Source organism: Micromonospora sp. NPDC005707 (assembly GCF_040631005.1).
GTDB lineage: Bacteria > Actinomycetota > Actinomycetes > Mycobacteriales > Micromonosporaceae > Micromonospora.
In genome coordinates this window covers 118079-138530 of record NZ_JBEXYR010000001.1, presented here as the reverse complement: position 1 = coordinate 138530, position 20452 = coordinate 118079, and the positions used below count along the sequence as shown (strand labels likewise).

Below are 20452 nucleotides of genomic sequence, written 5' to 3'. Positions count from 1 at the left end.
GCTCGGGGGCATGAACCTGCCAGTGCAGACCGAAGGGCTCACCAAACGGTACGGCGGCCTGACCGCCGTGCAGGACCTCCAGCTGACCGTCCGGGCGGGCGAGGTGTACGGCTTCCTCGGCCCCAACGGCGCCGGCAAGACCACCACCCTGCGCATGCTGCTCGGGCTGGTCCGGCCCACCGCCGGCACGGTCCGGCTGCTCGGCCGGCCGCCCGCCGCCGGCCGGCTCACCGGGGTCGGGGCGCTGATCGAGGGGCCGGCCTTCTATCCGTACCTCTCCGGGCGGGAGAACCTGCGGGTGCTGGCCTGCTACGCCGGGGTCGGCGCCGACCGGGTCGCGCTCGTGCTCGACCTGGTCGACCTCACCGACCGGGCCGGCGACCGCTACGCCGGCTACTCGTTGGGCATGAAGCAGCGGCTCGGCGTGGCCGCCGCGCTGCTGAAGGACCCCCGCCTGCTGATCCTGGACGAGCCGACCAACGGCCTCGACCCGGCCGGCATGGCGGACATGCGCACGCTGATCCGCCGGCTCGGCGCGGCCGGCTGCACGGTGCTCGTCTCCAGCCACCTGCTCGGCGAGGTCGAGCAGGTGTGCGACCGGGTCGGGGTGATCGCCCGGGGCCGGCTGGTCGCCGAGGGCAGCGTCGCCGAGCTGCGTGGCGCGGCCGGGCTGCGGCTGCTCGCCGACCCGCTGGACGCGGCGGCCGCCCGGGCGCGGGAACTGGTCGGCGCCGAGCGGGTCCGGGTGGTCGACGGCGGGCTGGAGCTGGCCGTCGAGCCGGACCGGGCCGCCTGGCTCAACACCGAGCTGGTCGGGGCCGGGCTCGCCGTGCGCGAGCTGCGCCCCCGGGAACGGGACCTGGAGCAGGTCTTCTTCGACCTCGTGGAGAGGGGAACGGCCGATGTCGCGTAGCTTCCGCGCCGAGACGGTCAAGCTCGTCCGGCGGCCGGCCAGCTGGCTGCTGCTGGCCATCACGCTGGTGCTCGCACTGATCTTCACCTACGTCTTCCCGTACGCGGGCCTCGCGGGCGGCACCGACGGGCCGAACACCGGCCGCGCCCTGCCCGCCCTGCTCCCCGACCAGCTGGTCGGCAACTCCCTCGGCGGCCTGCCGGTCTTCCTCGGCTCGATCCTGCTGATCCTCGGCGTGCTCACCGTCGGCGGCGAGTACGGCTGGGGCACCTGGAAGACCGTGCTCACCCAGGGCCCGACCCGGCTGGAGGTGTACGCGGGCAAGCTGCTCGCCCTCGCCGCCGCCGCGCTGGCCGTGGTGCTGGCCGTGTTCGCGGTCGGCGCGGCGGCCAGCGTGCTCATCGCGTCCGCCGAGGCGCAGCCGGTGACCTGGCCGTCGGCCGGCGACCTGCTCACCGGGATCGGGGCGGGGTGGCTCATCGCGACGATGTGGGCCATGCTCGGTGCCGTGCTGGCCGTCGCGCTGCGCGCCGTGGCGCTGCCGGTCGGGCTGGGCCTGGTGTGGATGCTCGCCGTGCAGAACCTGCTCGCCGCGATCGCCGCGCCGCTGGTCGACTGGGTGGCGAAGGCCCAGGAGGGGCTGCCCGGGCCGAACGCCGGGTCGCTGGCCGCCGCGCTCGGCGCGCCCGGGGACACCCCGGGGGTGGCGGCCGTCGTCGGCGGCGGGCAGGCGGCCATGGTGGTGGCCGCGTACCTGATCGGGTTCGCGGCGGTCGGCGCGGTGCTGCTGCGCCGGCGGGACATCGGCTGAGGCGGGGCGGGGGAGGCGACGTGGACCGCGAGCGTGGCAACCGGGGCCCGTGGCTCCTGGACGGCCTCGTCGCCCTGGTCCTGCTGGTGATCGGGCTGGCCGGCACTGCGCCGGCCGGCCTCAACCAGGGCGTCGAGGCCGGGCCGGGCGCCTATCCGTTGGTCGTGGTGGCCGCGCTCGCGGTGGCCGTCCGGCGGCGCTGGCCGCTGCCCACCCTGGCGGTGGTCACCGCGGTGAGCACCGCCTACCTGGTGCTCGGCTACCCGTACGGGCCGATCCTGCTGTCGTTCTTCGTCGCGGTCTACACGGTGGCCGCGTACCGGCCGGTGCGGGACGCGGCGGTGGCCAACGGGGTGGCGCTGCTCGCGCTGCTCACGCACGTCTTCGTGGGGGTGCGCCCGCCCGGCGTGGTCGGGCTGATGCCGGCCGCCGCGTGGGTGGTGGTGCCGTTCGCGGTGGGGGTCACCGTACGGCTCGGCCGGGAGAACGCGGCGCGCAGCCGCACCGACGAGGCGCGCCGGCTGGCCGACGCCGAGCGGCTGCGGGTGGCTCGGGAGGTGCACGACGTGGTCGGCCACGGGCTCGCCGCGATCCACCTCCAGGCCGAGATCGCCCTGCACCTGCTGGCCCGCAAGCCCGAGCAGGCCGAGGCGGCGCTCACCGCGATCAGCCGCACCAGCAAGGAGGCGCTCGACGAGCTGCGGGTGACGCTGACCGTCGTCCGCCGCGACGAGCCCGCCGACGAGCGCGCCCCCGCGCCCGGGCTGGCCCAGCTCCCGCAGTTGCGCGAGCGGCTGGCCGGCGCGGGGCTCCCCGTCACCGTCGAGGTGGACGGGGCGCCGCGCCCGGTCCCGGTCGCGGTGGACCTGGCCGCCTACCGGGTGGTGCAGGAGGCGCTGACCAACGTGCTGCGGCACGCCGGACCCGCGACGGCCACCGTCCGGATCCGGTACGCGCCGGCCGAGGTCGGCGTGGAGGTCACCGACACCGGCCGCGGCCCTGCCGCCGCGGCGGACCGGCCCGGCTACGGGCTGGCCGGCATGCGGGAGCGGGTCACCGCGCTGGGCGGCTCGTTCACGGCCGGCCCCGCCTCCACCGGCGGCTTCCGGGTGTCCGCCACACTGCCCGTGGAGGAGGTCGCATGATCCGTGTGCTGCTCGCCGACGACCAGGACCTGGTCCGGATCGGGCTGCGTGCCCTCGTGGAGAGCGAGGACGACCTCACCGTGGTGGGGGAGGCCGCCGACGGGCTCGCCGCCGTCGAGGCGGCCCGCCGGGAACGCCCCGACGTGGTGCTCATGGACGTCCGGATGCCCGGCGTCGACGGCATCGAGGCGACCCGCCGGATCGTCGCCGACCCCGCGCTGGCCGGCACCCGGGTGGTCGTGCTGACTACCTTCGAGCTGGACGAGTACGTCTTCGACGCGCTCCGGCACGGTGCCAGCGGTTTCCTCACCAAGGACACCCGCCCGGCCGAGCTGCTGCGGGCCATCCGGCTGGTCGCCGAGGGGGAGGCGCTGCTCTCCCCGTCGGTGACCCGGCGGGTGGTCCGGGAGTTCGCCACCCGGCCGGCCCGGGTGCCCCGCCCGCACCCCCGGCTCGACGCTCTGACCGACCGGGAACGCGAGGTGGTGGGCCTGGTCGGCGAGGGGCTGAGCAACGTCGAGATCGCCGAGCGGCTGGTGGTCAGCCCGGCGACGGCGCGGACCCACGTGAGCCGGGCCATGGTGAAGCTGGGCGCCCGGGACCGGGCGCAGCTGGTGGTCTTCGCGTACCAGTCGGGCCTGGTGGCCTCCTGACCCACCGGCGCCTCCAGCGCCGCCAGGACCACAGCGGCCGGGGATGCCTCCTTCCGGCGCTACGAACTTGATGGCGTGAACGATTCAGCGCAGGGCGGGTTGATCCGGCGGGTTGATCCGGCCCGGGGTTGATCCGGCCCGGGGTTGATCCGGCCCGGGGTTGATCCGGCCCGGGGTTGATCCGGCCCGGGGTGGATCCGGGCGGGGTGGATCCGGGCGGGGGTGGATCCGGCCGGGGGTGGATCCGGGCGGGGTGGATCCGGGCGGGGGTGGATCCGGCCGGGGGTGGATCCGGGCGGGGTGGATCCGGGCGGGGTGGATCCGGGCGGGATGGATCCGGCCGGATCCGGCTGGGTGGACCCGACGGGGCGGATCCGGCGGGGTGGATCCGGCGGGTGGATCCGGCGGGGTGGATCCGGCGGGTGGATCCGGCGGGGTTGGCCACGGCCATCGAGGGTTGGCCCGGCATCAAGGGTCGGCGCGGCGCGGGCGGGGCGGGCGCGGGGCTGGGCGGGCGCCTGCGTGGTGAGTCATCCGCGTCATCAAGTTGCTAGTCGGCCACGGCCGACCGATGCACCCGAGCGCCGGCCGGGTGCCGACTCCACCGTCGCCCTCACCACCACTCGAGACAACGCGTCCGGACAGTGGGAAACCAGAAGATCTTGGTACGAAACGGCCCCCCTGGGGGCCATTTCCGTCCAAGATCTCGGGCGGCGGGCGGCGGGCGGCGGGCGGCGGGCGGCGTGCGGCGTGCGGCGTGCGGCGTGCGGCGGGCGGCGTGCGGCGGGCGGCGTGAGGCGTGAGGCGGGTGCGGCGGGCGGCCGGCCGGCGGCGGTCGTGGCGGTGGTGGGCGGATGGCGGCTTGTGTGGGCGGCGCGGCGGCGGCGGCCGGCGTGGCCGTGGTGTGCGGGTGGTGGCGTGTGCGGGCGGCGCGGCGGCGGCCGGCGGCCGGCGTGGCCGTGGTAGGCGGGTGGTGGCCTGTTTGGGCGGCGCGGCGGCGCGGCGGTGGGCGGTGGGCGGGCGGGGCGGCGGTGGGCGGTGCGGCGGCGGGCCGGCAGGCGGTGGGCGGCGCGGCGGCGGGCCGGCTGGGCGGGTGGACGGCGGGGCGGTGGTGGGGTTGGGTCGGAGCGAGGGTGCGGGTGGCGGGCTACCCTAGCGGTGGGCTGGACACCTGCCCGGCCGCCTGTGCCCGCCGAATACGACAAACGGGATGTTCGCGTGTTTGACACCTTGAGTGACCGCCTGTCCGGGATCTTCACCAAGCTCCGCGGCAAGGGTCGGCTCACCGACGCCGACATCGACGCCACCGCGCGCGAGATCCGCATGGCGCTGCTGGAGGCCGACGTCGCCCTGCCGGTGGTCAAGGGCTTTATCGCGAACGTCAAGGAGCGGGCGCGCAGCGCCGAGGTCTCCGAGGCGCTCAACCCGGCCCAGCAGATCATCAAGATCGTCAACGAGGAGCTGATCAACGTCCTCGGCGGCGAGGGGCGGCGGCTCCAGTTCGCCAAGCACCCGCCGACCGTGATCATGCTGGCCGGTCTCCAGGGTTCCGGCAAGACCACCCTGGCCGGCAAGCTGGCCCGCTGGCTCAAGGCCCAGGGCCACCAGCCGCTGCTGGTCGCCGCCGACCTCCAGCGCCCCAACGCCGTCGGGCAGCTCCAGGTGCTCGGTGGCCGGGCCGGCGTCGAGGTGTACGCCCCGGAGCCCGGCAACGGCGTCGGCAACCCGGTGCAGGTCGCGCGCGACTCGATCGAGCACGCCAAGCGGGCCGCCCGGGACATCGTCATCGTCGACACCGCCGGCCGGCTCGGCATCGACGCCGAGATGATGCAGCAGGCCGCCGACATCCGCGACGTGGTCCAGCCCGACGAGGTCATCTTCGTCATCGACGCGATGGTCGGTCAGGACGCGGTCCGCACCGCCGAGGCGTTCCGCGACGGCGTCGGCATCACCGGTGTGGTCCTCTCCAAGCTCGACGGTGACGCCCGCGGTGGCGCCGCCCTGTCGGTCCGGGAGGTCACCGGGCAGCCGATCCTCTTCGCCTCCACCGGCGAGAAGCTGGAGGACTTCGACGTCTTCCACCCCGACCGGATGGCCAGCCGGATCCTCGGCATGGGCGACGTCCTCACTCTGATCGAGCAGGCCGAACAGGCCTTCGACGCCGATCAGAAGGAGAAGATGACCGCCAAGCTGATGGGCGGCGAGCAGTTCACCCTGGAGGACTTCCTCGATCAGCTCATCGCGGTCCGGCGGATGGGTCCGATCGCCAACGTGCTGGCCATGATGCCCGGCATGGGGCAGATGAAGGACCAGCTCGCCGAGCTGGACGACAAGCACTTCGACCGGGTCACCGCGATCATCCGGTCGATGACCCCGGCCGAGCGCACCACCCCGAAGATCATCAACGGCTCCCGCCGGGCCCGCATCGCCAACGGCTCCGGCGTCACCGTGATGGACGTCAACCAGCTGCTCAACCGCTTCGCCGACGCGCAGAAGATGATGAAGCAGATGGGCGGCATGATGGGCCTGCCCGGTGGCGGCCGGCGCAAGGCGACCAAGTCGCCCAAGAACAAGCGCAAGGGCACCAAGGGTGGCGGGCGGCCGCGCACCGGCGCCGGGGTGCCGGGCGGCTTCCCGGGCGGCATGCCGCAGCTGCCGCCGGGCCTCGACCCGGGCGACCTGGCCGGTGGCCAGGGCCTGCCGCCGGGCTTCAAGCTGCCGAAGATCGACTTCAACAAGCTCGGCAAGGGCGGCGACAAGGGCCCGCGCTGACGGCGTGCTGACGGCCCCGTTCCCCACCCGGGGGCGGGGCCGTCCGCGTACCGTGGCGGGCTCGTAACACGCTCGCTTGAGTGATCGGGTAGGACTGTGCACATGGCTCTGCATGTGCGCGGCGTGTTCCTGCCGGACGACGAGGTCCGGGACGTCTGGTTGGTCGGCGACCGGGTCACCTTCGAACCGGTGCCCGGCGCCGAGACGGTGGTCGACGGCGGTTTCGTGCTGCCCGGCCTGACCGACGCCCACTGCCACATCGGCATCGCCCGTGGCGGCGCCCCGATCACCTCCGTCGACCAGGCCCGCGAGCTGGCCCGCACCGACCGGGACGCCGGCGTGCTGGCTATCCGCGACGCCGGCTCGCCGTACCCGTACCCCGAACTCGACGACGAGCCGGACCTGCCGCGACTGGCCCGCGCCGGCCGGCACGTCGCACCGCCGAAGCGCTACCTGCGCGACATCGGGGTGGAGGTCGGCGCGGCCGAGGTGGCCGCGACGGTGGCCGCGCAGGCCGCCGCCGGCAACGGCTGGGTGAAGCTGGTCGGCGACTGGATCGACCGTGGGGTGGGCGACCTGGCGCCGGCCTGGGACGCCGACACGATGACCGCGGCGGTGGCCGCGGCGCACGCCGCCGGGGCGCGCGCGGCCGTGCACACCTTCTCCGAGTCGGCCGTGGAGATCATGGTGCGGGCCGGGGTGGACTCGGTGGAGCACGGCACCGGGCTGAGCCTCGACCTGATCGACCTGATGGCCCGGCAGGGCACGGCGCTGGTGCCCACGATGATCAACATTCGGACCTTCGGCCACATCGCCGAGCAGGCCCGCGCGAAGTTCCCCGGGTACGCCGACCACATGCTCGCCCTGCGCGACCGCTTCCCCGAGGTGGTCCGTGCCGCACACGAGGCGGGGGTGCCGATCTACGTGGGCACCGACGCGGGCGGCGGCATCGACCACGGGCTGGCCGCCGAGGAGATGCTGCTCCTGCACGAGCAGGCCGGCATGTCCGCCGAGGACGTGCTCGCCGCCGCCTCCTGGCGGGCCCGGGAGTGGCTCGGCTTCCCCGGCCTGGTCGAGGGCGGCCTGGCCGACCTGACCGTCTACCCCGAGGACCCCCGTCGCGACCTGCGCGTGGTCCGCACCCCGTCCCGCATCATCCTGCGCGGCCGGGTCGTGTCCCCGCCTCGTTGATCAAGAAGTACGCGTCGGCGGACGGACCGATCCGGACGCGAGCTTTCTGATCAGCCCGCCGGGTGGGTGGCGGCGGTGTGGAAGAGGTGGAGGGCCAGGGTGGCCAGTTCGTCGGCCGTCTCGTCCACCGGGGAACGGGGGAGCACGATGTGGCTGACCACCAGGCGGACGATGGTGTCGGCGGCGAAGGCGCGGGCCGTCGGGTCGGCCTCCGGCAGGTGCCGGTCGGCCCACTCCAGCAGGGCCGCGGACGATTCGGCGAGGACCAGCTCGGACCGGGTGGTCAGGTAGGGCAGCAGCTCGTCGGAGCCGCCCCGGGCGCTCGTCAGGATCGCCTTGACCAGCGGATTGTCCGCGGCGGCGGCGAGGGTGTGCCGGATGGCCGCGTACGCCGCGGCCCGCACGTCGGCGCCGTGCGCGTCGAGGGCCGCGCGGACCTCGCCGACGAACCGGTCCACCTCGCGCCGGGCGAGCGCCTCGGCCAGGCCGGCCTTGCTGCCGAACTCGTTGTAGACGGTCTGGCGGCTCACCCCGGCGGCCCGCGCCACCCCGCCCATCCGCACGCCGTCCCAGCCCGCGGCGATCGTCTGCGCGCGGGCGGCGGCCACGATCTCGTCCCGCAGCCGTTTCGACAGCTCCGGCTCGGCGCGTCCCGTGCCGCGCCGCGAGCCGGAGCCGTCGCGCGACGCCCCGGAGCCGTCGTCTGGAAGCTCACCCATCGTCGTCGAAGTCTACGGTCGGGCGGCGCGACACGGCGCGCGCCGACTCCCGGGCGCAGCGGTGGCCCGCCCGGCGCATAGGATGTGCGGTCATGGCACGCGTGCTCACTCCCCGTGCGGAGGACTTTCCCCGCTGGTACCAGGACCTGATCGCCAAGGCGAAGCTGGCCGACAACGGCCCGGTGCGGGGCACCATGGTCATCCGACCGGCGGGCTACGCCATCTGGGAGCGGATGCAGGCCGAGATGGACGCCCGGATCAAGGCGGCCGGCGCGGAGAACGCGTACTTCCCGCTCTTCATCCCGGAGAGCTACCTCAAGCGCGAGGCCGAGCACGTCGAGGGCTTCTCGCCGGAGCTGGCGGTGGTCACCCACGGCGGTGGCAAGCAGCTCGCCGAGCCGGTGGTGGTCCGCCCCACCAGCGAGACGGTCATCGGCGAGTTCATGGCCAAGTGGATCGACTCCTACCGGGACCTGCCGCTGCTGCTCAACCAGTGGGCGAACGTGGTCCGCTGGGAGCTGCGCCCCCGGATCTTCCTGCGCACCAGCGAGTTCCTCTGGCAGGAGGGGCACACGGCGCACGCGACCCGCGAGGATGCCCGCGCCTACGCCCGCCGGATCCTCCACGAGGCGTACGAGGACCTGATGGTCAACGTGCTCGGCATCCCCGTGGTGGTCGGCCTGAAGACCGCCCGCGAGCGCTTCGCCGGCGCGACCGCCACCTACACCTGCGAAGGCATGATGGGCGACGGCAAGGCCCTCCAGTTGGGCACCAGCCACGAGCTCGGCCAGAACTTCGCCAAGGCGTTCGACATCAGCTACTCCTCCGCCGAGGGCGGTCGGGAGCACGCCTGGACCACCTCCTGGGGCACCTCGACCCGCATGCTCGGCGGCCTGATCATGTGCCACGGCGACGACAACGGCCTGCGGGTGCCGCCGAAGCTGGCGCCGGTCCAGGCGTACGTGATGGTCGTCAAGGACGGCGAGGGCGTCGCGGAGGCGGCGAACAAGCTGTGCGACGCGCTGCGTGACGCCGGCGTCCGGGTCGCGCTGGACGACCGGACCGACACGGCGTTCGGCCGCCGCGCGGTCGACGCCGAGCTGCGCGGCTACCCGGTGCGCGTCGAGGTCGGCCCCCGCGACCTGGCCGCCGGCAACGCCGTGGTGGTCCGGCGTACGGACGGCTCGAAGGCGCCGGTCCCGGTCGCCGACGTGGTGGGCGCGGTGCTCGCCGCGCTGGAGGCGGACCAGCAGGCGCTGCACGACCAGGCGCTGGCGTTCCGGCGGTCCCGGACCGTCGAGGTCGGCACGCTGGCCGAGGCGATCGAGGCGGCCGGCGCCGGCTGGGCCAAGGTGCCGTGGTCGGCGGTCGGCGTCGAGGGTGAGGCCGAGGCGAACGGTCAGGGCGTCACGGTCCGGTGCCTGCTGCGGGCCGACGGCTCGGTGCCGGACTCCGAGGACGAGCCCGACCTGGTCGCCGTCCTGGCCCGCGCCTACTGAGGTGCGGCCGGGCCTCCCGGTCGACCGGTTCGCGCCGGGCCGGCTGATCATGCACCGCAACGTGCGGCACGGCCGGATCGGTTGGGTCCGGTCGGCCCGCGTGGTGTGCGACGACGACCGGGGCCTGCTGCTCTGGGTGGCCCGGAACACCCCGGTGGCGCACGAGGTGACCGAGGCGGGGCTGGGCATGCGAGCCGTGCCCTTCGCCGAGTGGATCACCTCGTCCTACCGGCTGGCGCAGGGGCGCTGGAGCGGTCCGCCGGTGCTGAAGTTCCTGCCCACGGGCGCCGCCCACTCGGTCTGGTGGTTCCGGGACGACCGGGGCCGGTTCAAGAACTGGTACGTCAACCTGGAGGAGCCCGGCATCCGCTGGGACGACGGCGCGGTGGCCGGGGTCGACATGCTCGACCAGGACCTCGACGTGCTGGTCCACCCGGACCTGAGCTGGGAGTGGAAGGACGAGGACGAGTTCGTCGAGCGCCTCGCCTTCCCCGGGCACTACTGGGTGACCGACGAGAAGGCGGTCCGGGCCGAGGGGGAGCGGGTGATCCGGATCGCCGAGGCCGGCGAGTTCCCCTTCGACGGCACCTGGTGCGACTTCACCCCGCCCGCCGACTGGGACGTACCGGACGAACTGCCACCCGGTTGGGACCGGCCGCCGGTCCGCTGAGTTCGTGTCGTTCGTCACCGGCGCGGGCGACCCGGGCGAGCTGTCCGGGTCCGGTGTGAGAGATCGCGGCCGGACATGGCAGAATGGGTCGCTGGTATCCGGCGCGCGTCCGGCGCCCTCTAACCCGGGCGCGTCGCCAGTTAACCGAGCAGTCTCCGGCCCAACCCCACTGTGCCGGTCGGCGCTCACCCGCCACACCGCCCGTACCGGGCCGGTGAGATCGCAACAGGAGCGAAACAACTGTGGCCGTAAAGATCCGGCTCCTGCGGATGGGCAAGATCCGCAACCCGCAGTACCGCATCGTCGTCGCCGACTCGCGCACCAAGCGTGACGGTCGCGCGATCGAGTTCGTCGGTGTGTACCAGCCGAAGGAAGACCCTTCGGTGATCGAGGTCAAGTCGGAGCGGGTCCAGTACTGGCTGTCGGTCGGCGCGCAGCCGAGCGAGGCCGTGCAGCGCCTGCTGGAGCTGACCGGTGACTGGCAGAAGTTCAAGGGCCTGCCGGCCCCGCCGCCGCTGAAGGTCGCCCCCGAGCGGGCCGACCGCAAGGCGGCGTACGAGGCCGAGGCGAAGGCCGCCGCCGGCGTGGCGGACACCCCGGCCCCGGCCAAGAAGGCCGCCAAGGCTGCGGCTCCGGCCGCCGAGGCCAAGGCTGCCGCCCCGGCCGCCGAGGCCGAGGCGCCGAAGGCCGAGGAGCAGACCGGTGCCGAGTCCGGCGAGCAGGCCTGACATGGCGCTGCGTCCGGCCCTGGAGCACCTGGTGAAGGGGATCGTCGACCACCCGGACGACGTCCGGGTGCGCATGGTCGACTCCCGTCGGGGCAAGCGGCTCGAGGTCCGCGTGCACCCGGAGGACCTCGGCACGGTGATCGGGCGGTCCGGCCGGACCGCCAAGGCGCTGCGCCAGGTGATCGGCTCCATCGGTGGGCGCGGGGTGCGCGTCGACATCGTCGACTCGTACTGATGCTTCTCATCGTCGGCCGGATCGGCAAGCCGCACGGCATCCGCGGTGAGGTCACCGTGGAGGTGCGGACCGATGAGCCCGAAGCACGATTCGCCCCCGGAGCGGTGCTCAGCACCGAGCCGGGGGCGGTCGCGCCCCGGGAGCCCGGCGCCTACCGCGTGCCGGCGGAGTTGACCATCGAGTCCGCCCGCTGGCACCAGGGGCGGCTGCTGGTCAACTTCGAGGGCGTGCTGGACCGCGACGTCGCCGAGGCGCTGCGCGGCACCCTGCTCGGCGTGGACAGCGCCGACGTCGCTCCGCCGGAGGACCCGGAGGAGTTCCTCGACCACCAGTTGGTCGGCCTGGCCGTGGTGACCCCGGCCGGCGAGCGGCTGGGCGAGGTGGCCCGGATCGACCACGCTCCCGCCTCCGACCTGCTGGTGCTGCGGCGCCCCGAGGGGCGCACCGCGCTCATCCCGTTCGTCAAGGCGATCGTCCCCGAGGTCGACGTCGCGGGCGGGCGCGTGGTGGTCGAGCTGCCCGCCGGGCTGCTCGACCTCTGACTGGAGCCACCCCCTCATGCGCGTCGACATCGTGTCGATCTTCCCCGAATACTTCGCCCCGCTGGACCTGTCGCTGATCGGCAAGGCCCGGGCGGGCGGCACGCTGCGGCTGGCCGTACACGATCTGCGGACCTGGACCCACGACGTGCACCGCACGGTCGACGACACCCCCTACGGCGGCGGTCCCGGCATGGTGATGCGGCCGGAGCCGTGGGGTGAGGCCCTCGACGCCCTGGCCCCCGACGAGCTGAGCCCGGACGGGCACACCCTGCCCCGGCTTCTCGTCCCGTCGCCGGCCGGCGTCCCGTTCACCCAGGCCATGGCCCACGAGCTGGCCGCCGAGTCGCACCTGCTCTTCGCCTGCGGCCGTTACGAGGGCATCGACCAGCGGGTGCTCGACCACGCGGCGGCCCGGATGCGGGTGACCGAGGTCTCGCTGGGCGACTACGTGCTCTTCGGCGGTGAGGTGGCCGTGCTGGTCATCCTGGAGGCGGTCACCCGGCTGCTGCCCGGGGTGCTCGGCAACGCCGGCTCGCTGGACGAGGAGTCGCACGCCCACGGGCTGCTGGAAGCCCCGATGTACACCAAGCCGGCGGAGTGGCGCGGGCACGAGGTGCCCGAGGTGCTCCGCTCCGGTGACCACGGGAAGATCGCCCGCTGGCGGCGCGACGAGGCGCTGCTGCGGACCGCGGCCCGCCGCCCCGACCTGATCGCCGCGCTGCCGCTGGAGAGCCTGGACAAGCGGGACCGGGCGGCGTTGGACCGGGGTGGATTTCAGCCCCGGGCGGGGGATGTGGCAAAGTAGAGGGGTTGCCGCATCCGTCCACGCCGTGGGCGGCTGCGAGGACCCTCGACCGGGGTCGGCGTCGCCGGCCACCACCCGGGGGTCAGAATCACCCATCCGCGCACCGACTGACGGTGCGCCGTGAGCCTCACGAGGACACAGCGATGAACATCCTGGACGCCCTTGACGCCCAGTCGAAGCGCGTTGACCTGCCCGACTTCCGCGCCGGTGACACCGTGAAGGTGCACGCGCGGGTTGTCGAGGGCAACCGGTCCCGGGTCCAGATCTTCCAGGGCGTCGTCATCCGCCGCCAGGGTGACGGTCTGCGCGAGACCTTCTCGGTCCGCAAGGTCAGCTTCGGTGTGGGCGTGGAGCGCACCTACCCGCTGAACAGCCCGGCCCTCGACCGCATCGAGGTCGTGACCCGCGGTGACGTGCGGCGCGCCAAGCTCTACTACCTGCGCGAGCTGCGAGGCAAGAAGGCCAAGATCAAGGAGCTGCGCGAGAAGCAGCCGGCGAGCTGAATTTCGCCTCGCCACGCCGCCTGACCTGTGCGGATGTCGTATCGACCGGAGCGCATTACCCTGGTCGTACGGGCGCCGGGGGACGGCGCGCCGCGCCCACTCGACGCGGTGTCACAGCGGTCCACTACCGCCCGTGGGGTCTTCTCAGGAGACTCCCGGGCGGTAGTGTCGTTTCCGCGGACCGGAGAGTGGCATGGTGCAGATGCTTGACGAGGACGGCACCGTCGACCCGTGGCGCCGCAGGCGGCGCACCCGCCGGCAGATGCCGCTGTGGCAGGAACTGCCCCTGCTCCTCGTCGTCGCCTTCTGCCTCGCGGTGCTGATCCGCACCTTCCTGCTCCAGGCGTTCTTCATCCCGTCCGGGTCGATGGAGAACACCCTGCTCATCGGCGACCGGGTGCTGGTCAACAAGGTCGTCTACGACGTCCGCGACCCGGTCCGCGGCGAGGTGGTCGTGTTCCGGGGCACCGACCGGTGGGTCGCCCAGGAGGCCCCCGCGCCCCCGACCAACTTCGCCGGCAAGGTCGGCCGCACCCTCGGTGACCTGGTCGGCATCAGCCGCCCCGGCGAGAAGGACTTCATCAAACGGGTCATCGGCGTGCCCGGCGACAAGGTCTGGTGCTGCGACAAGGGCCGCGTGGTGGTCAACGGCGTGCCGCTGGACGAGCAGGGGTACGTCTCCGAGGACTCGCCGGTCGACCTGCCGCCGAACCCGAAGGAGTGCCGCTCCCGGCAGTTCACCGAGATCGTCGTGCCGCCGGGGCAGATCTTCGTGATGGGCGACCACCGGCTGGTCTCCCAGGACGCCCGGTGCCAGGGCCCCGTGCCGATCGACAACGTGGTCGGCCGGGCCTTCATGATCGTCTGGCCGTCCCAGCGGTGGACCACCCTGCCGGTCCCGAAAACCTTCGCCGACCTGCCACAACCGAACGCCGCGCCGGCCGGGCCGGCACCGGTGGACCCCGATCCGGTGGGCGGGGTCGTCCTGATCCTCCCGGTCACGGCGGCGCTCTCCGTCTTCGCGCGTTCGGGGCGACTGCGCCACGGCCGGGGACGTAGGCTCCACCCGTGATTGACGAGCAGACCGAGAAGCCGCGCAACTCCTTCTGGAAGGAGCTGCCCATCCTCCTGGGCGTGGCGATCCTGGTCGCAGTGCTGGTTCGTGCCTTCGTGCTGCAGACCTTCTTCATCCCCTCGCCGTCCATGGAGAACACCCTCAAGATCGACGATCGGGTGCTGGTCAACAAGCTGGTGTACGACTTCCGCTCGCCGCACCGCGGCGAGGTGATCGTCTTCAAGGCGCCCACCGAGTGGAGCGGCAACCCGCAGGGCGAGGACTTCATCAAGCGGGTGATCGGTGTCGGCGGCGACCACGTGGTCTGCTGCGACCGCACCGGCCCGCAGGAACGGCTGATCATCAACGGCAAGCCGATCGACGAGCCGTTCATCTTCCCCGGCAACAAGCCCGCCGACCAGGATTTCGACATCACCGTGCCGAAGGGCCGGCTCTGGGTGATGGGCGACCACCGGGAGGCCTCCGGTGATTCGCTGGAGCACTGGCAGCAGTCCGGCGAGGACATCGGCGAGGCCACCATCCCCGAGGACCAGGTGGTCGGGCGGGCCTTCACGATCTTCTGGCCGGTCGGCCGGGCGACCTGGCTCAGCGTGCCGGAGCAGTTCGACGCCATCCCCAATCCCTGACTTGCCGGCCCGGCTCCGTGACGGCGCCCGCACTCCGGGAGCCGGAGGGCGTGGGCGTTCGTCGGAGGCGTCTGGCAGGCTTGTGCGGTGACCGTCTACACCCCTCGTCGCGCGGCCCGGGTGCTGCTCGTCGACGCGTCCGACCGGGTGCTGCTGTTCGAGGGCAGTGATCCGGCCCGGCCGGGCCACCGCTACTGGTTCACCCCCGGCGGCGGCCTCGACCCGGGGGAGGCCCCGGCCGCGGGCGCGGCACGTGAGCTGGCCGAGGAGACCGGTCTGCGGCTCGCCCCGGCCGACCTGGGCGCCCCGGTCTGGGCGGAGACGGTCGAGTTCCCGTTCGACGGGGTCTGGTACCGGCAGGAGCAGGAGTTCTTCCTGGTCCGGGTGCCGACCTGGGAGGTCGACACGGCCGGCTTCGACGAGGTCGAACAGGCCAGCGTGCACGGTCACCGCTGGTGGTCGGCCGGCGAGCTGGCCGCCACGACCGAGCGCTACTACCCGCCGGACCTGGCGGACCGGCTCACCCGGGCGCTCGCCGGGGGTGGCCCGTGCTGACCCCGCCGCGCACCGTCGTGCGCCGCGACGGCGGCCTCTACGCGCTGGAGCGGGCGCTGCAACGGCGCGGCTTCCGGCACGTGGCCGGCGCCGACGAGGCGGGCCGCGGCGCCTGCGCCGGGCCGCTGGTGGCCGCCGCCGCGGTGCTGCCCGAGGGGCGGCGCGGCGAGATCGACGAGCTGGCCGACTCCAAGCTGCTCACCCCGGCGGCCCGGGAGCGGGTCTACGAGGAGGTCGTGGCGCGGGCCCTGGCGTACGCGGTGGTGGTCATCCCCGCCGAGGAGGTCGACGCGCGCGGGCTGCACGTGTGCAACCTGGCCGCCATGCGCCGGGCGCTCGCCTCGCTGACCACCCGCCCGGAATACGTGCTGACCGACGGCTTCGGCGTGGACGGGCTGGACGTGCCCGGTCTGGCGGTCTGGAAGGGGGACCGGGTGGCCGCCTGCGTGGCGGCGGCGAGCGTGCTCGCCAAGGTCACCCGGGACCGGATCATGGTGGAACTGGACGAGCGGCACCCGGGCTACGGCTTCGCCGAGCACAAGGGCTACATCACCCCCGAGCACAGCGCCGCGCTGCGCGAGCGGGGGCCCTGCCGGGAACACCGCTTCTCGTATGTGAATGTCGCCACCGTCTCGGGACGGGACGGCCGGCCGCCCCGCTCCCGCCGGCCGGCTGCCGGCAGCCCGGACGAGGTGCTCTTCGGCGCCCCGGACGGGGCGTTCGACGACGGCCCGGACGAGCCGATGGAGCGCTCCGACGCGGCAGGGGGTACCGTCGGCGTGGCGTTGGGCGAGCAGCCGCGACCTCCGGCGTCGGTGGGGGAAGATGTGGTCATGGAAGGCGGAGTGCGATGAGCGCGGAAGATCTCGAGAAGTACGAAACCGAGATGGAGCTGCAGCTCTACCGGGAGTACCGCGACATTGTCCGCCAATTCTCCTACGTGGTGGAGACCGAGCGCCGCTTCTACCTGGCGAACCAGGTCGACCTGCACGTGCGTAACTCGGACGGCGAGGTCTACTTCGAGGTCGAGATGCACGACGCCTGGGTGTGGGACATGTACCGCCCCGCCCGTTTCGTCAAGAATGTCCGCGTAATGACGTTCAAGGACGTCAATGTGGAAGAGCTCGAAAAGCCCGAGATCTCGCTTCCCGCAGATTCCGGATTCGGCGGCTGACCCCAGCCGTCCCGGCGGCCGGCGGGCCCGAAGGCCCGGCGGACCGCCCGAGGCGGATCACTCCGCCAGCACGACCACCTCGACCCGCTGCACCAGGTTGTTCGCGAACCCGCCCCGGTTCCACGGCTGCTCGACCGGCTGGGTTCGCCCGGAGGCGTCGACCGCCCGGGCACCCAGCACATGCCGCCCCGGCGTCGCCCGCCACGACACCTGCCACCGCCGCCACGCCCACTCGCCCCCGGCCGGCTCGTCCAGGGTCGCCGGCACCCATGTCGTACCGCCGTCGAAGGTCACCTCGACGGCCGTCACCGGCGCGTGCCCCGACCAGGCCCGACCGTCCACCGTGCACGGCCCCGGCCGCAGCACCCGGGTACGCGACATGAAGTCCGGGAAACCCGGCGGGCGGACCAGCGCGCGGGGCTCGATCCGGGTCACCGGCACCCCGGGGTCGCCGGCGTCCTGCCGCAGCCGGTACGCCACCGCGTTCTGGTAGCCGTCGAAGGGCTCGGTCAGCACCCGGATGTCGCGCAGCCACTTGACGTGCGCCATGCCGTACCAGCCGGGCACGATCAGCCGCAGCGGCGCACCGTGCTGCGGCAGCAGGGGAGCGCCGTTCATCTCGTACGCCAGCAGCACCTCCTCGCGCAGCGCGTCCGCCACCGGAAGCGCCCGCTGGTAGTCCTGCTCGACCCCGCGCTCCACCCCGTGGTCCGCGCCGGTGAAGACCACGTCCACCGCGTCGGGCGCCAACCCGGCCTCCCGCAGCAGTGGGGCCAGCGGGGTGCCGGTCCACTCGGCGTTGCCCACCGCCTCCACCAGCCACGGCTGGCTCACCGGGCGGGGGTGCAGCAGCGCCCGGCCGTTGCCCGCGCACTCCAACGTCACCCGGTGGGTGACCCGGGGCCGCTCCCGCAGCGCCGCCAGGTCGAGGCGGAGCGGACGCGTGACCGCGCCGCCCACGGTCAGCGCGTGCGCCGCCGGGTCTACGTCCGGGATGTCGTAGTGGATGAGCAGGTAGTGCAGCCCGGCCGGGGTCACGTCGTAGCGCAGCGCCTCCAGCGGGATGCCGTGGTTGCGCGCGGCCAACTGGAGTTCCTCGGCGCTGATCGCCTCGTCGGGGCCGGCGACCCGGGAGGGCCGGCTGACGTCGTCCACGGTGGTCATCTCGCTGCTCCTCGGCCTGTTCAGGGGTGGGTGAGACGGTCGTAGCCGATGAACGCGAACATCGCCGCGCCCGGCTCCAGCGGGCGGGGCCGGCCGGCGAAGCGGTGCGCGCCGACGCCGACCCCGTCGGCCGGGCTGCTCACCGCGACCGGCGCGAAGCCCTCCTCGGCGAACCAGTCGCAGATGGCGGGCACCAGGTCCGGTTCGCGGCGGTGCCGCGTCCAGAAGACCGTGCCGCCGGTGGCGCACAGCGACGCGCAGTGCCGCACGGTGGCCCGGATGTCGGCGTCGGTGATGTTGCCGAAGATGCCGCACACCAGGACGAGGTGCGCCGGCACGAGGTCGACGTACCGGTCGGTCGACGCGGCGTCCCCGACGACCACCTCGACGCCGGTCAGCCCCGCCTCGGCGGCGGCCCGCCGGGCCACCTCGGCGTTGCGCGGGTCCAGCTCCACCAGGCGGGCCGTCACATCCCGGCCGCGCGGATGGCCGGCGAGCACCGGGATCAGGTCCCGCCCCTGCCCCGCGCAGAGGCTGATCGCCCGCAGCGGCCCGGGCGGCGCGCCGTCCAGCGCCTCCGCGATGAGGTCCCGCACTTCCGTGAGCCGGCGGGACAGGGAGGAATCGGGCTGGTCGTAGTCGGTGTGCCAGGCGTACCAGTCCTTCGTCACGCGGCCAGCATAGGCGGCGCGCCGGTTAGCAGATCGCTCCCGCGGGTGGGGGTGCGTCCACAGGTCGCATCTGTCCACAGTGGCGGCGCTCGGGTGGTGCGGGGATGGTGCGGGGCGGGCAGAGTGCGGTGGCGTGTGGATCCTGTCGAGCCGGGCCGGCGCGGCCCTCGTGATGGTGCTGCTGGTCCTCCCGGGCCTGCCGGTCGCGCGTCCGGCGCTGCCCCGACCGTCTTCCTCGGGATGGGCTGCGGCTCCGTCCGTCGGGTCGGGTGGGAGGCCGTCGTCTCCGACGGCCACGGCGCGGCCGTCGCCCGGATCGTCCGTGGCCGGCGCGCCGGCGGCCCGGTTCCGCTGGCCCCTGGCCGGCGCACCGCGCGTCACGCGCCGGTTCGACCCGCCGCCGGAGCCCTGGCTGCCCGGGCACCGGGGCGTGGACCTGGCCGCCACCCCGGGCGCCGAGGTCCGCTCGGCGGGCGCCGGGGTGGTCCTCTTCGCCGGCACGGTGGCCGGGCGGCCGGTGGTCACCGTCGGGCACGCCGACGGGCTGCGCACCACCTACGAGCCGGTCCTCCCCGGCCCGGCGGCCGGCGCCCGCGTCGCCGCCGGCACACCGATCGGCCTGCTGGTCGCCGGGCATCCCGGCTGCGTCGCGGCGGCGTGCCTGCACTGGGGGCTGCGCCGGGGCGAGGAGTACCTGGATCCGCTCGCCCTGCTCGGGCTCGGCCCGGTCCGGCTGCTCCCGCTCGATTCGCCGCCCACCGGAGCCGCCGCTCAGCCCTGGGCCAGCAGCGTGGGCAGCCGGACGGCCAGCCGGTCGTACTCGTCCGGGGTGTTGTAGACCTGGCCGCACAGGCGCAGGTAGCCGCGACCGTTCCAGGCGGCCGTCGACACCTCGACCGAGAGCCGGTCCGCGATCCGGGCCCGGAGGTCCCGCGCCGCGTCCATCGTCGTGGCGAGGCCGGGCGGCAGCGGGATCAGCCGCATGGCGACCGTCGGTCCGCCGGGCTCCGGCAGGTCGGCCGGCGCCACCCCGAGCGCGTCCCCGACCACCCGTTGCCCGTACGCGGCCAGCGCCGCGTTGTGCGCCCGCACCCGGTCCAGGCCGAGGCTGCGCAGGGTGAACAGGCCGACCGGGGCGGCCAGCCAGCCGGTGTAGTCGAGGGTCGCCTGCCACTCGACCCGGGTGGGAAACCCGCTGCCCTGCTCCCAGGAGACAACCAGCGGCCGGATCCGCTCCCGCCACCGCTGCGCCACCACCAGCGCGGCGGTGCCGCGCGGCGCGTACGCCCACTTGTGCAGGTTGCCGACCCAGAAGTCGGCGCCGACCGAGGCCACCGTGGTCGGCAGCATGCCCGGGGCGTGCGCGGCGTCGACCAGCACCGGGACACCCTGCTCCCGGGCCACCCCGACGATCGCCGCCGTCGGGAAGAGCCGCGCGGTCGGCGAGGTGATCTGGTCGACGATCAGCAGTTTGGTCCGCCCGGGACGCAGCCCGGCCCGGACGATCTCCACCACCTCCTCGTCGGTGGCGGTCAGCGGCACGGGCAGAGTCCTCGACACCGCCCCGGTCCGGGCGCACTCCCGGTCCACCGAAAAGCCGACCGCCCCGTAGCCGTGGTCGGTGGTCACCACCTCGTCGCCGGGACCCAGCCCGAGCGACTGGAGCACGATGGCGGCGCCGGTGGTGGCGTTGCCGACCAGCGCCGTGCCCTCCGGATCTGCGCCGAGGAAGGTGGCCAGGTGCCGCCGGGCGTGGGCGATCCGTTCCACCAGACCCTGGGTGAAGAAGCGGAGCGGGTTGGCCTCCATCTCGTCGCGCAGGCGCTGCTGGGCGCGCTGCACGGCGATCGGGACAGCGCCGAACGATCCGTGGTTGAGATGGCTGACCGACGGGTCGAGGGAGAAGAGCAGCCGAGCCCCGGGGATCGGCTCGGGCGGCTGCGGAACCGTCATCGGGCGATCGTAGCCCGCCGTGGATCATCAGCCCGCCGCTTCCGCGAG

Annotated in this window: 23 protein-coding genes; 19 read left to right on the top strand and 4 right to left on the bottom strand. The window is 74.1% G+C overall.

Going from position 1 to position 20452, the window contains the following annotated elements:
• Positions 1-10: 10 nt before the first annotated feature.
• The 6 genes from ABZ452_RS00665 (at position 11) to ABZ452_RS00640 (ending at position 7485) form a co-directional block, all read left to right on the top strand.
• Positions 11-913, top strand: a complete 903-nt coding sequence (locus ABZ452_RS00665; protein WP_357937399.1) for an ABC transporter ATP-binding protein — start codon at positions 11-13, stop codon at positions 911-913.
• The gene (locus ABZ452_RS00660) at positions 903-1724 is read left to right on the top strand and encodes an ABC transporter permease subunit (protein WP_357937397.1); all 822 of its coding nucleotides are present in this window, start codon (positions 903-905) and stop codon (positions 1722-1724) included. The genes ABZ452_RS00665 and ABZ452_RS00660 overlap by 11 nt, the downstream gene beginning before the upstream one ends.
• Before the next feature lie 20 nt (positions 1725-1744).
• A complete protein-coding gene (locus ABZ452_RS00655; RefSeq protein WP_357937395.1) occupies positions 1745-2869 on the top strand; it encodes a sensor histidine kinase in 1125 nt (374 codons plus the stop codon).
• A complete protein-coding gene (locus tag ABZ452_RS00650) occupies positions 2866-3522 on the top strand; it encodes a response regulator transcription factor (protein WP_151463117.1) in 657 nt (218 codons plus the stop codon). Before ABZ452_RS00655 ends, ABZ452_RS00650 begins: the two co-directional genes overlap by 4 nt.
• A 1218-nt stretch (positions 3523-4740) precedes the next feature.
• Positions 4741-6294, top strand: a complete 1554-nt coding sequence (gene ffh, locus ABZ452_RS00645) for a signal recognition particle protein (protein ID WP_357937392.1) — start codon at positions 4741-4743, stop codon at positions 6292-6294.
• Between the two features lie 102 nt (positions 6295-6396).
• Positions 6397-7485: an amidohydrolase family protein gene (locus tag ABZ452_RS00640; RefSeq protein ID WP_357937390.1), complete on the top strand. Its 1089-nt coding sequence runs from the start codon at positions 6397-6399 to the stop codon at positions 7483-7485.
• A 50-nt stretch (positions 7486-7535) separates the two neighbouring features.
• Here the strand turns inward: ABZ452_RS00640 and ABZ452_RS00635 are convergent, their stop codons facing one another.
• Positions 7536-8108 (bottom strand): TetR family transcriptional regulator, encoded by a 573-nt coding sequence (locus tag ABZ452_RS00635; RefSeq protein WP_357938161.1) that lies wholly within the window; start codon positions 8106-8108, stop codon positions 7536-7538.
• Positions 8109-8296: 188 nt separating this feature from the next.
• Between ABZ452_RS00635 and proS the strand changes: the two genes are divergently transcribed.
• From proS to ABZ452_RS00575, 12 genes are all read left to right on the top strand, one after another.
• Positions 8297-9703, top strand: a complete 1407-nt coding sequence (gene proS, locus ABZ452_RS00630; RefSeq protein WP_357937388.1) for a proline--tRNA ligase — start codon at positions 8297-8299, stop codon at positions 9701-9703.
• A 49-nt stretch (positions 9704-9752) separates the two neighbouring features.
• On the top strand, positions 9753-10373 hold the full coding sequence (locus tag ABZ452_RS00625; protein ID WP_357938159.1) for a DUF402 domain-containing protein: 621 nt from the start codon (positions 9753-9755) through the stop codon (positions 10371-10373).
• A gap of 242 nt (positions 10374-10615) precedes the next feature.
• Positions 10616-11101, top strand: coding sequence for a 30S ribosomal protein S16 (gene rpsP / locus ABZ452_RS00620; RefSeq protein WP_151463123.1), 486 nt, complete (start codon positions 10616-10618; stop codon positions 11099-11101).
• Positions 11076-11336, top strand: coding sequence for an RNA-binding protein (locus ABZ452_RS00615; protein ID WP_030500803.1), 261 nt, complete (start codon positions 11076-11078; stop codon positions 11334-11336). The genes rpsP and ABZ452_RS00615 overlap by 26 nt, the downstream gene beginning before the upstream one ends.
• Positions 11336-11878, top strand: a complete 543-nt coding sequence (rimM, locus tag ABZ452_RS00610) for a ribosome maturation factor RimM (protein ID WP_357937386.1) — start codon at positions 11336-11338, stop codon at positions 11876-11878. Before ABZ452_RS00615 ends, rimM begins: the two co-directional genes overlap by 1 nt.
• A 16-nt stretch (positions 11879-11894) precedes the next feature.
• Positions 11895-12683, top strand: a complete 789-nt coding sequence (gene trmD / locus ABZ452_RS00605; RefSeq protein ID WP_357937384.1) for a tRNA (guanosine(37)-N1)-methyltransferase TrmD — start codon at positions 11895-11897, stop codon at positions 12681-12683.
• 143 nt (positions 12684-12826) lie between these two features.
• On the top strand, positions 12827-13186 hold the full coding sequence (rplS, locus tag ABZ452_RS00600; protein WP_107077631.1) for a 50S ribosomal protein L19: 360 nt from the start codon (positions 12827-12829) through the stop codon (positions 13184-13186).
• 193 nt (positions 13187-13379) lie between these two features.
• Positions 13380-14258 (top strand): signal peptidase I, encoded by an 879-nt coding sequence (gene lepB / locus ABZ452_RS00595; protein WP_357937382.1) that lies wholly within the window; start codon positions 13380-13382, stop codon positions 14256-14258.
• The gene (gene lepB / locus ABZ452_RS00590; RefSeq protein ID WP_357937380.1) at positions 14255-14887 is read left to right on the top strand and encodes a signal peptidase I; all 633 of its coding nucleotides are present in this window, start codon (positions 14255-14257) and stop codon (positions 14885-14887) included. Before lepB (ABZ452_RS00595) ends, lepB (ABZ452_RS00590) begins: the two co-directional genes overlap by 4 nt.
• Positions 14888-14974: 87 nt before the next feature.
• Positions 14975-15442 carry an NUDIX domain-containing protein gene (locus tag ABZ452_RS00585; protein ID WP_357937378.1) on the top strand — a complete coding sequence of 156 codons (468 nt, stop codon included), beginning with the start codon at positions 14975-14977 and terminating at the stop codon, positions 15440-15442.
• The gene (locus ABZ452_RS00580; protein ID WP_313722563.1) at positions 15436-16296 is read left to right on the top strand and encodes a ribonuclease HII; all 861 of its coding nucleotides are present in this window, start codon (positions 15436-15438) and stop codon (positions 16294-16296) included. Before ABZ452_RS00585 ends, ABZ452_RS00580 begins: the two co-directional genes overlap by 7 nt.
• A complete protein-coding gene (locus ABZ452_RS00575) occupies positions 16293-16616 on the top strand; it encodes a DUF2469 domain-containing protein (RefSeq protein WP_169598379.1) in 324 nt (107 codons plus the stop codon). Before ABZ452_RS00580 ends, ABZ452_RS00575 begins: the two co-directional genes overlap by 4 nt.
• 57 nt (positions 16617-16673) lie before the next feature.
• On the opposite strand, the gene ABZ452_RS00570 is transcribed toward ABZ452_RS00575, so the two are convergent.
• Positions 16674-17780, bottom strand: coding sequence for a sulfite oxidase (locus tag ABZ452_RS00570; RefSeq protein WP_357937375.1), 1107 nt, complete (start codon positions 17778-17780; stop codon positions 16674-16676).
• Positions 17781-17800: 20 nt separating this feature from the next.
• Entirely contained in the window at positions 17801-18451 is a 651-nt protein-coding gene (locus ABZ452_RS00565) for an SAM-dependent methyltransferase (RefSeq protein ID WP_357937373.1), read from the bottom strand.
• Between the two features lie 172 nt (positions 18452-18623).
• On the opposite strand from ABZ452_RS00565, the gene ABZ452_RS00560 reads away from it, so the two are divergent.
• Positions 18624-19289 (top strand): M23 family metallopeptidase, encoded by a 666-nt coding sequence (locus ABZ452_RS00560; protein ID WP_357938157.1) that lies wholly within the window; start codon positions 18624-18626, stop codon positions 19287-19289.
• Here ABZ452_RS00560 and ABZ452_RS00555 read toward each other — a convergent pair.
• A complete protein-coding gene (locus tag ABZ452_RS00555) occupies positions 19223-20404 on the bottom strand; it encodes an aminotransferase class V-fold PLP-dependent enzyme (RefSeq protein ID WP_357937371.1) in 1182 nt (393 codons plus the stop codon). The genes ABZ452_RS00560 and ABZ452_RS00555 overlap by 67 nt on opposite strands.
• Between the last annotated feature and the right edge of the window lie 48 nt (positions 20405-20452).

Excerpts from the sequence above, each read along its gene's own strand:
- ABZ452_RS00665 (WP_357937399.1), top strand. The coding sequence starts at position 11 with ATGAACCTGCCAGTGCAGACCGAAGGGCTCACCAAACGGTACGGCGGC.
- ABZ452_RS00660 (WP_357937397.1), top strand. The coding sequence starts at position 903 with ATGTCGCGTAGCTTCCGCGCCGAGACGGTCAAGCTCGTCCGGCGGCCG.
- ABZ452_RS00650 (WP_151463117.1), top strand. The coding sequence starts at position 2,866 with ATGATCCGTGTGCTGCTCGCCGACGACCAGGACCTGGTCCGGATCGGG.
- ABZ452_RS00640 (WP_357937390.1), top strand. The coding sequence starts at position 6,397 with ATGGCTCTGCATGTGCGCGGCGTGTTCCTGCCGGACGACGAGGTCCGG.
- proS (WP_357937388.1), top strand. The coding sequence starts at position 8,297 with ATGGCACGCGTGCTCACTCCCCGTGCGGAGGACTTTCCCCGCTGGTAC.
- ABZ452_RS00625 (WP_357938159.1), top strand. The coding sequence starts at position 9,753 with ATGCACCGCAACGTGCGGCACGGCCGGATCGGTTGGGTCCGGTCGGCC.
- rimM (WP_357937386.1), top strand. The coding sequence starts at position 11,336 with ATGCTTCTCATCGTCGGCCGGATCGGCAAGCCGCACGGCATCCGCGGT.
- trmD (WP_357937384.1), top strand. The coding sequence starts at position 11,895 with ATGCGCGTCGACATCGTGTCGATCTTCCCCGAATACTTCGCCCCGCTG.
- rplS (WP_107077631.1), top strand. The coding sequence starts at position 12,827 with ATGAACATCCTGGACGCCCTTGACGCCCAGTCGAAGCGCGTTGACCTG.
- lepB (WP_357937382.1), top strand. The coding sequence starts at position 13,380 with ATGGTGCAGATGCTTGACGAGGACGGCACCGTCGACCCGTGGCGCCGC.
- ABZ452_RS00575 (WP_169598379.1), top strand. The coding sequence starts at position 16,293 with ATGAGCGCGGAAGATCTCGAGAAGTACGAAACCGAGATGGAGCTGCAG.
- ABZ452_RS00570 (WP_357937375.1), bottom strand. The coding sequence starts at position 17,780 with ATGACCACCGTGGACGACGTCAGCCGGCCCTCCCGGGTCGCCGGCCCC.
- ABZ452_RS00560 (WP_357938157.1), top strand. The coding sequence starts at position 18,624 with ATGGTGCTGCTGGTCCTCCCGGGCCTGCCGGTCGCGCGTCCGGCGCTG.
- ABZ452_RS00555 (WP_357937371.1), bottom strand. The coding sequence starts at position 20,404 with ATGACGGTTCCGCAGCCGCCCGAGCCGATCCCCGGGGCTCGGCTGCTC.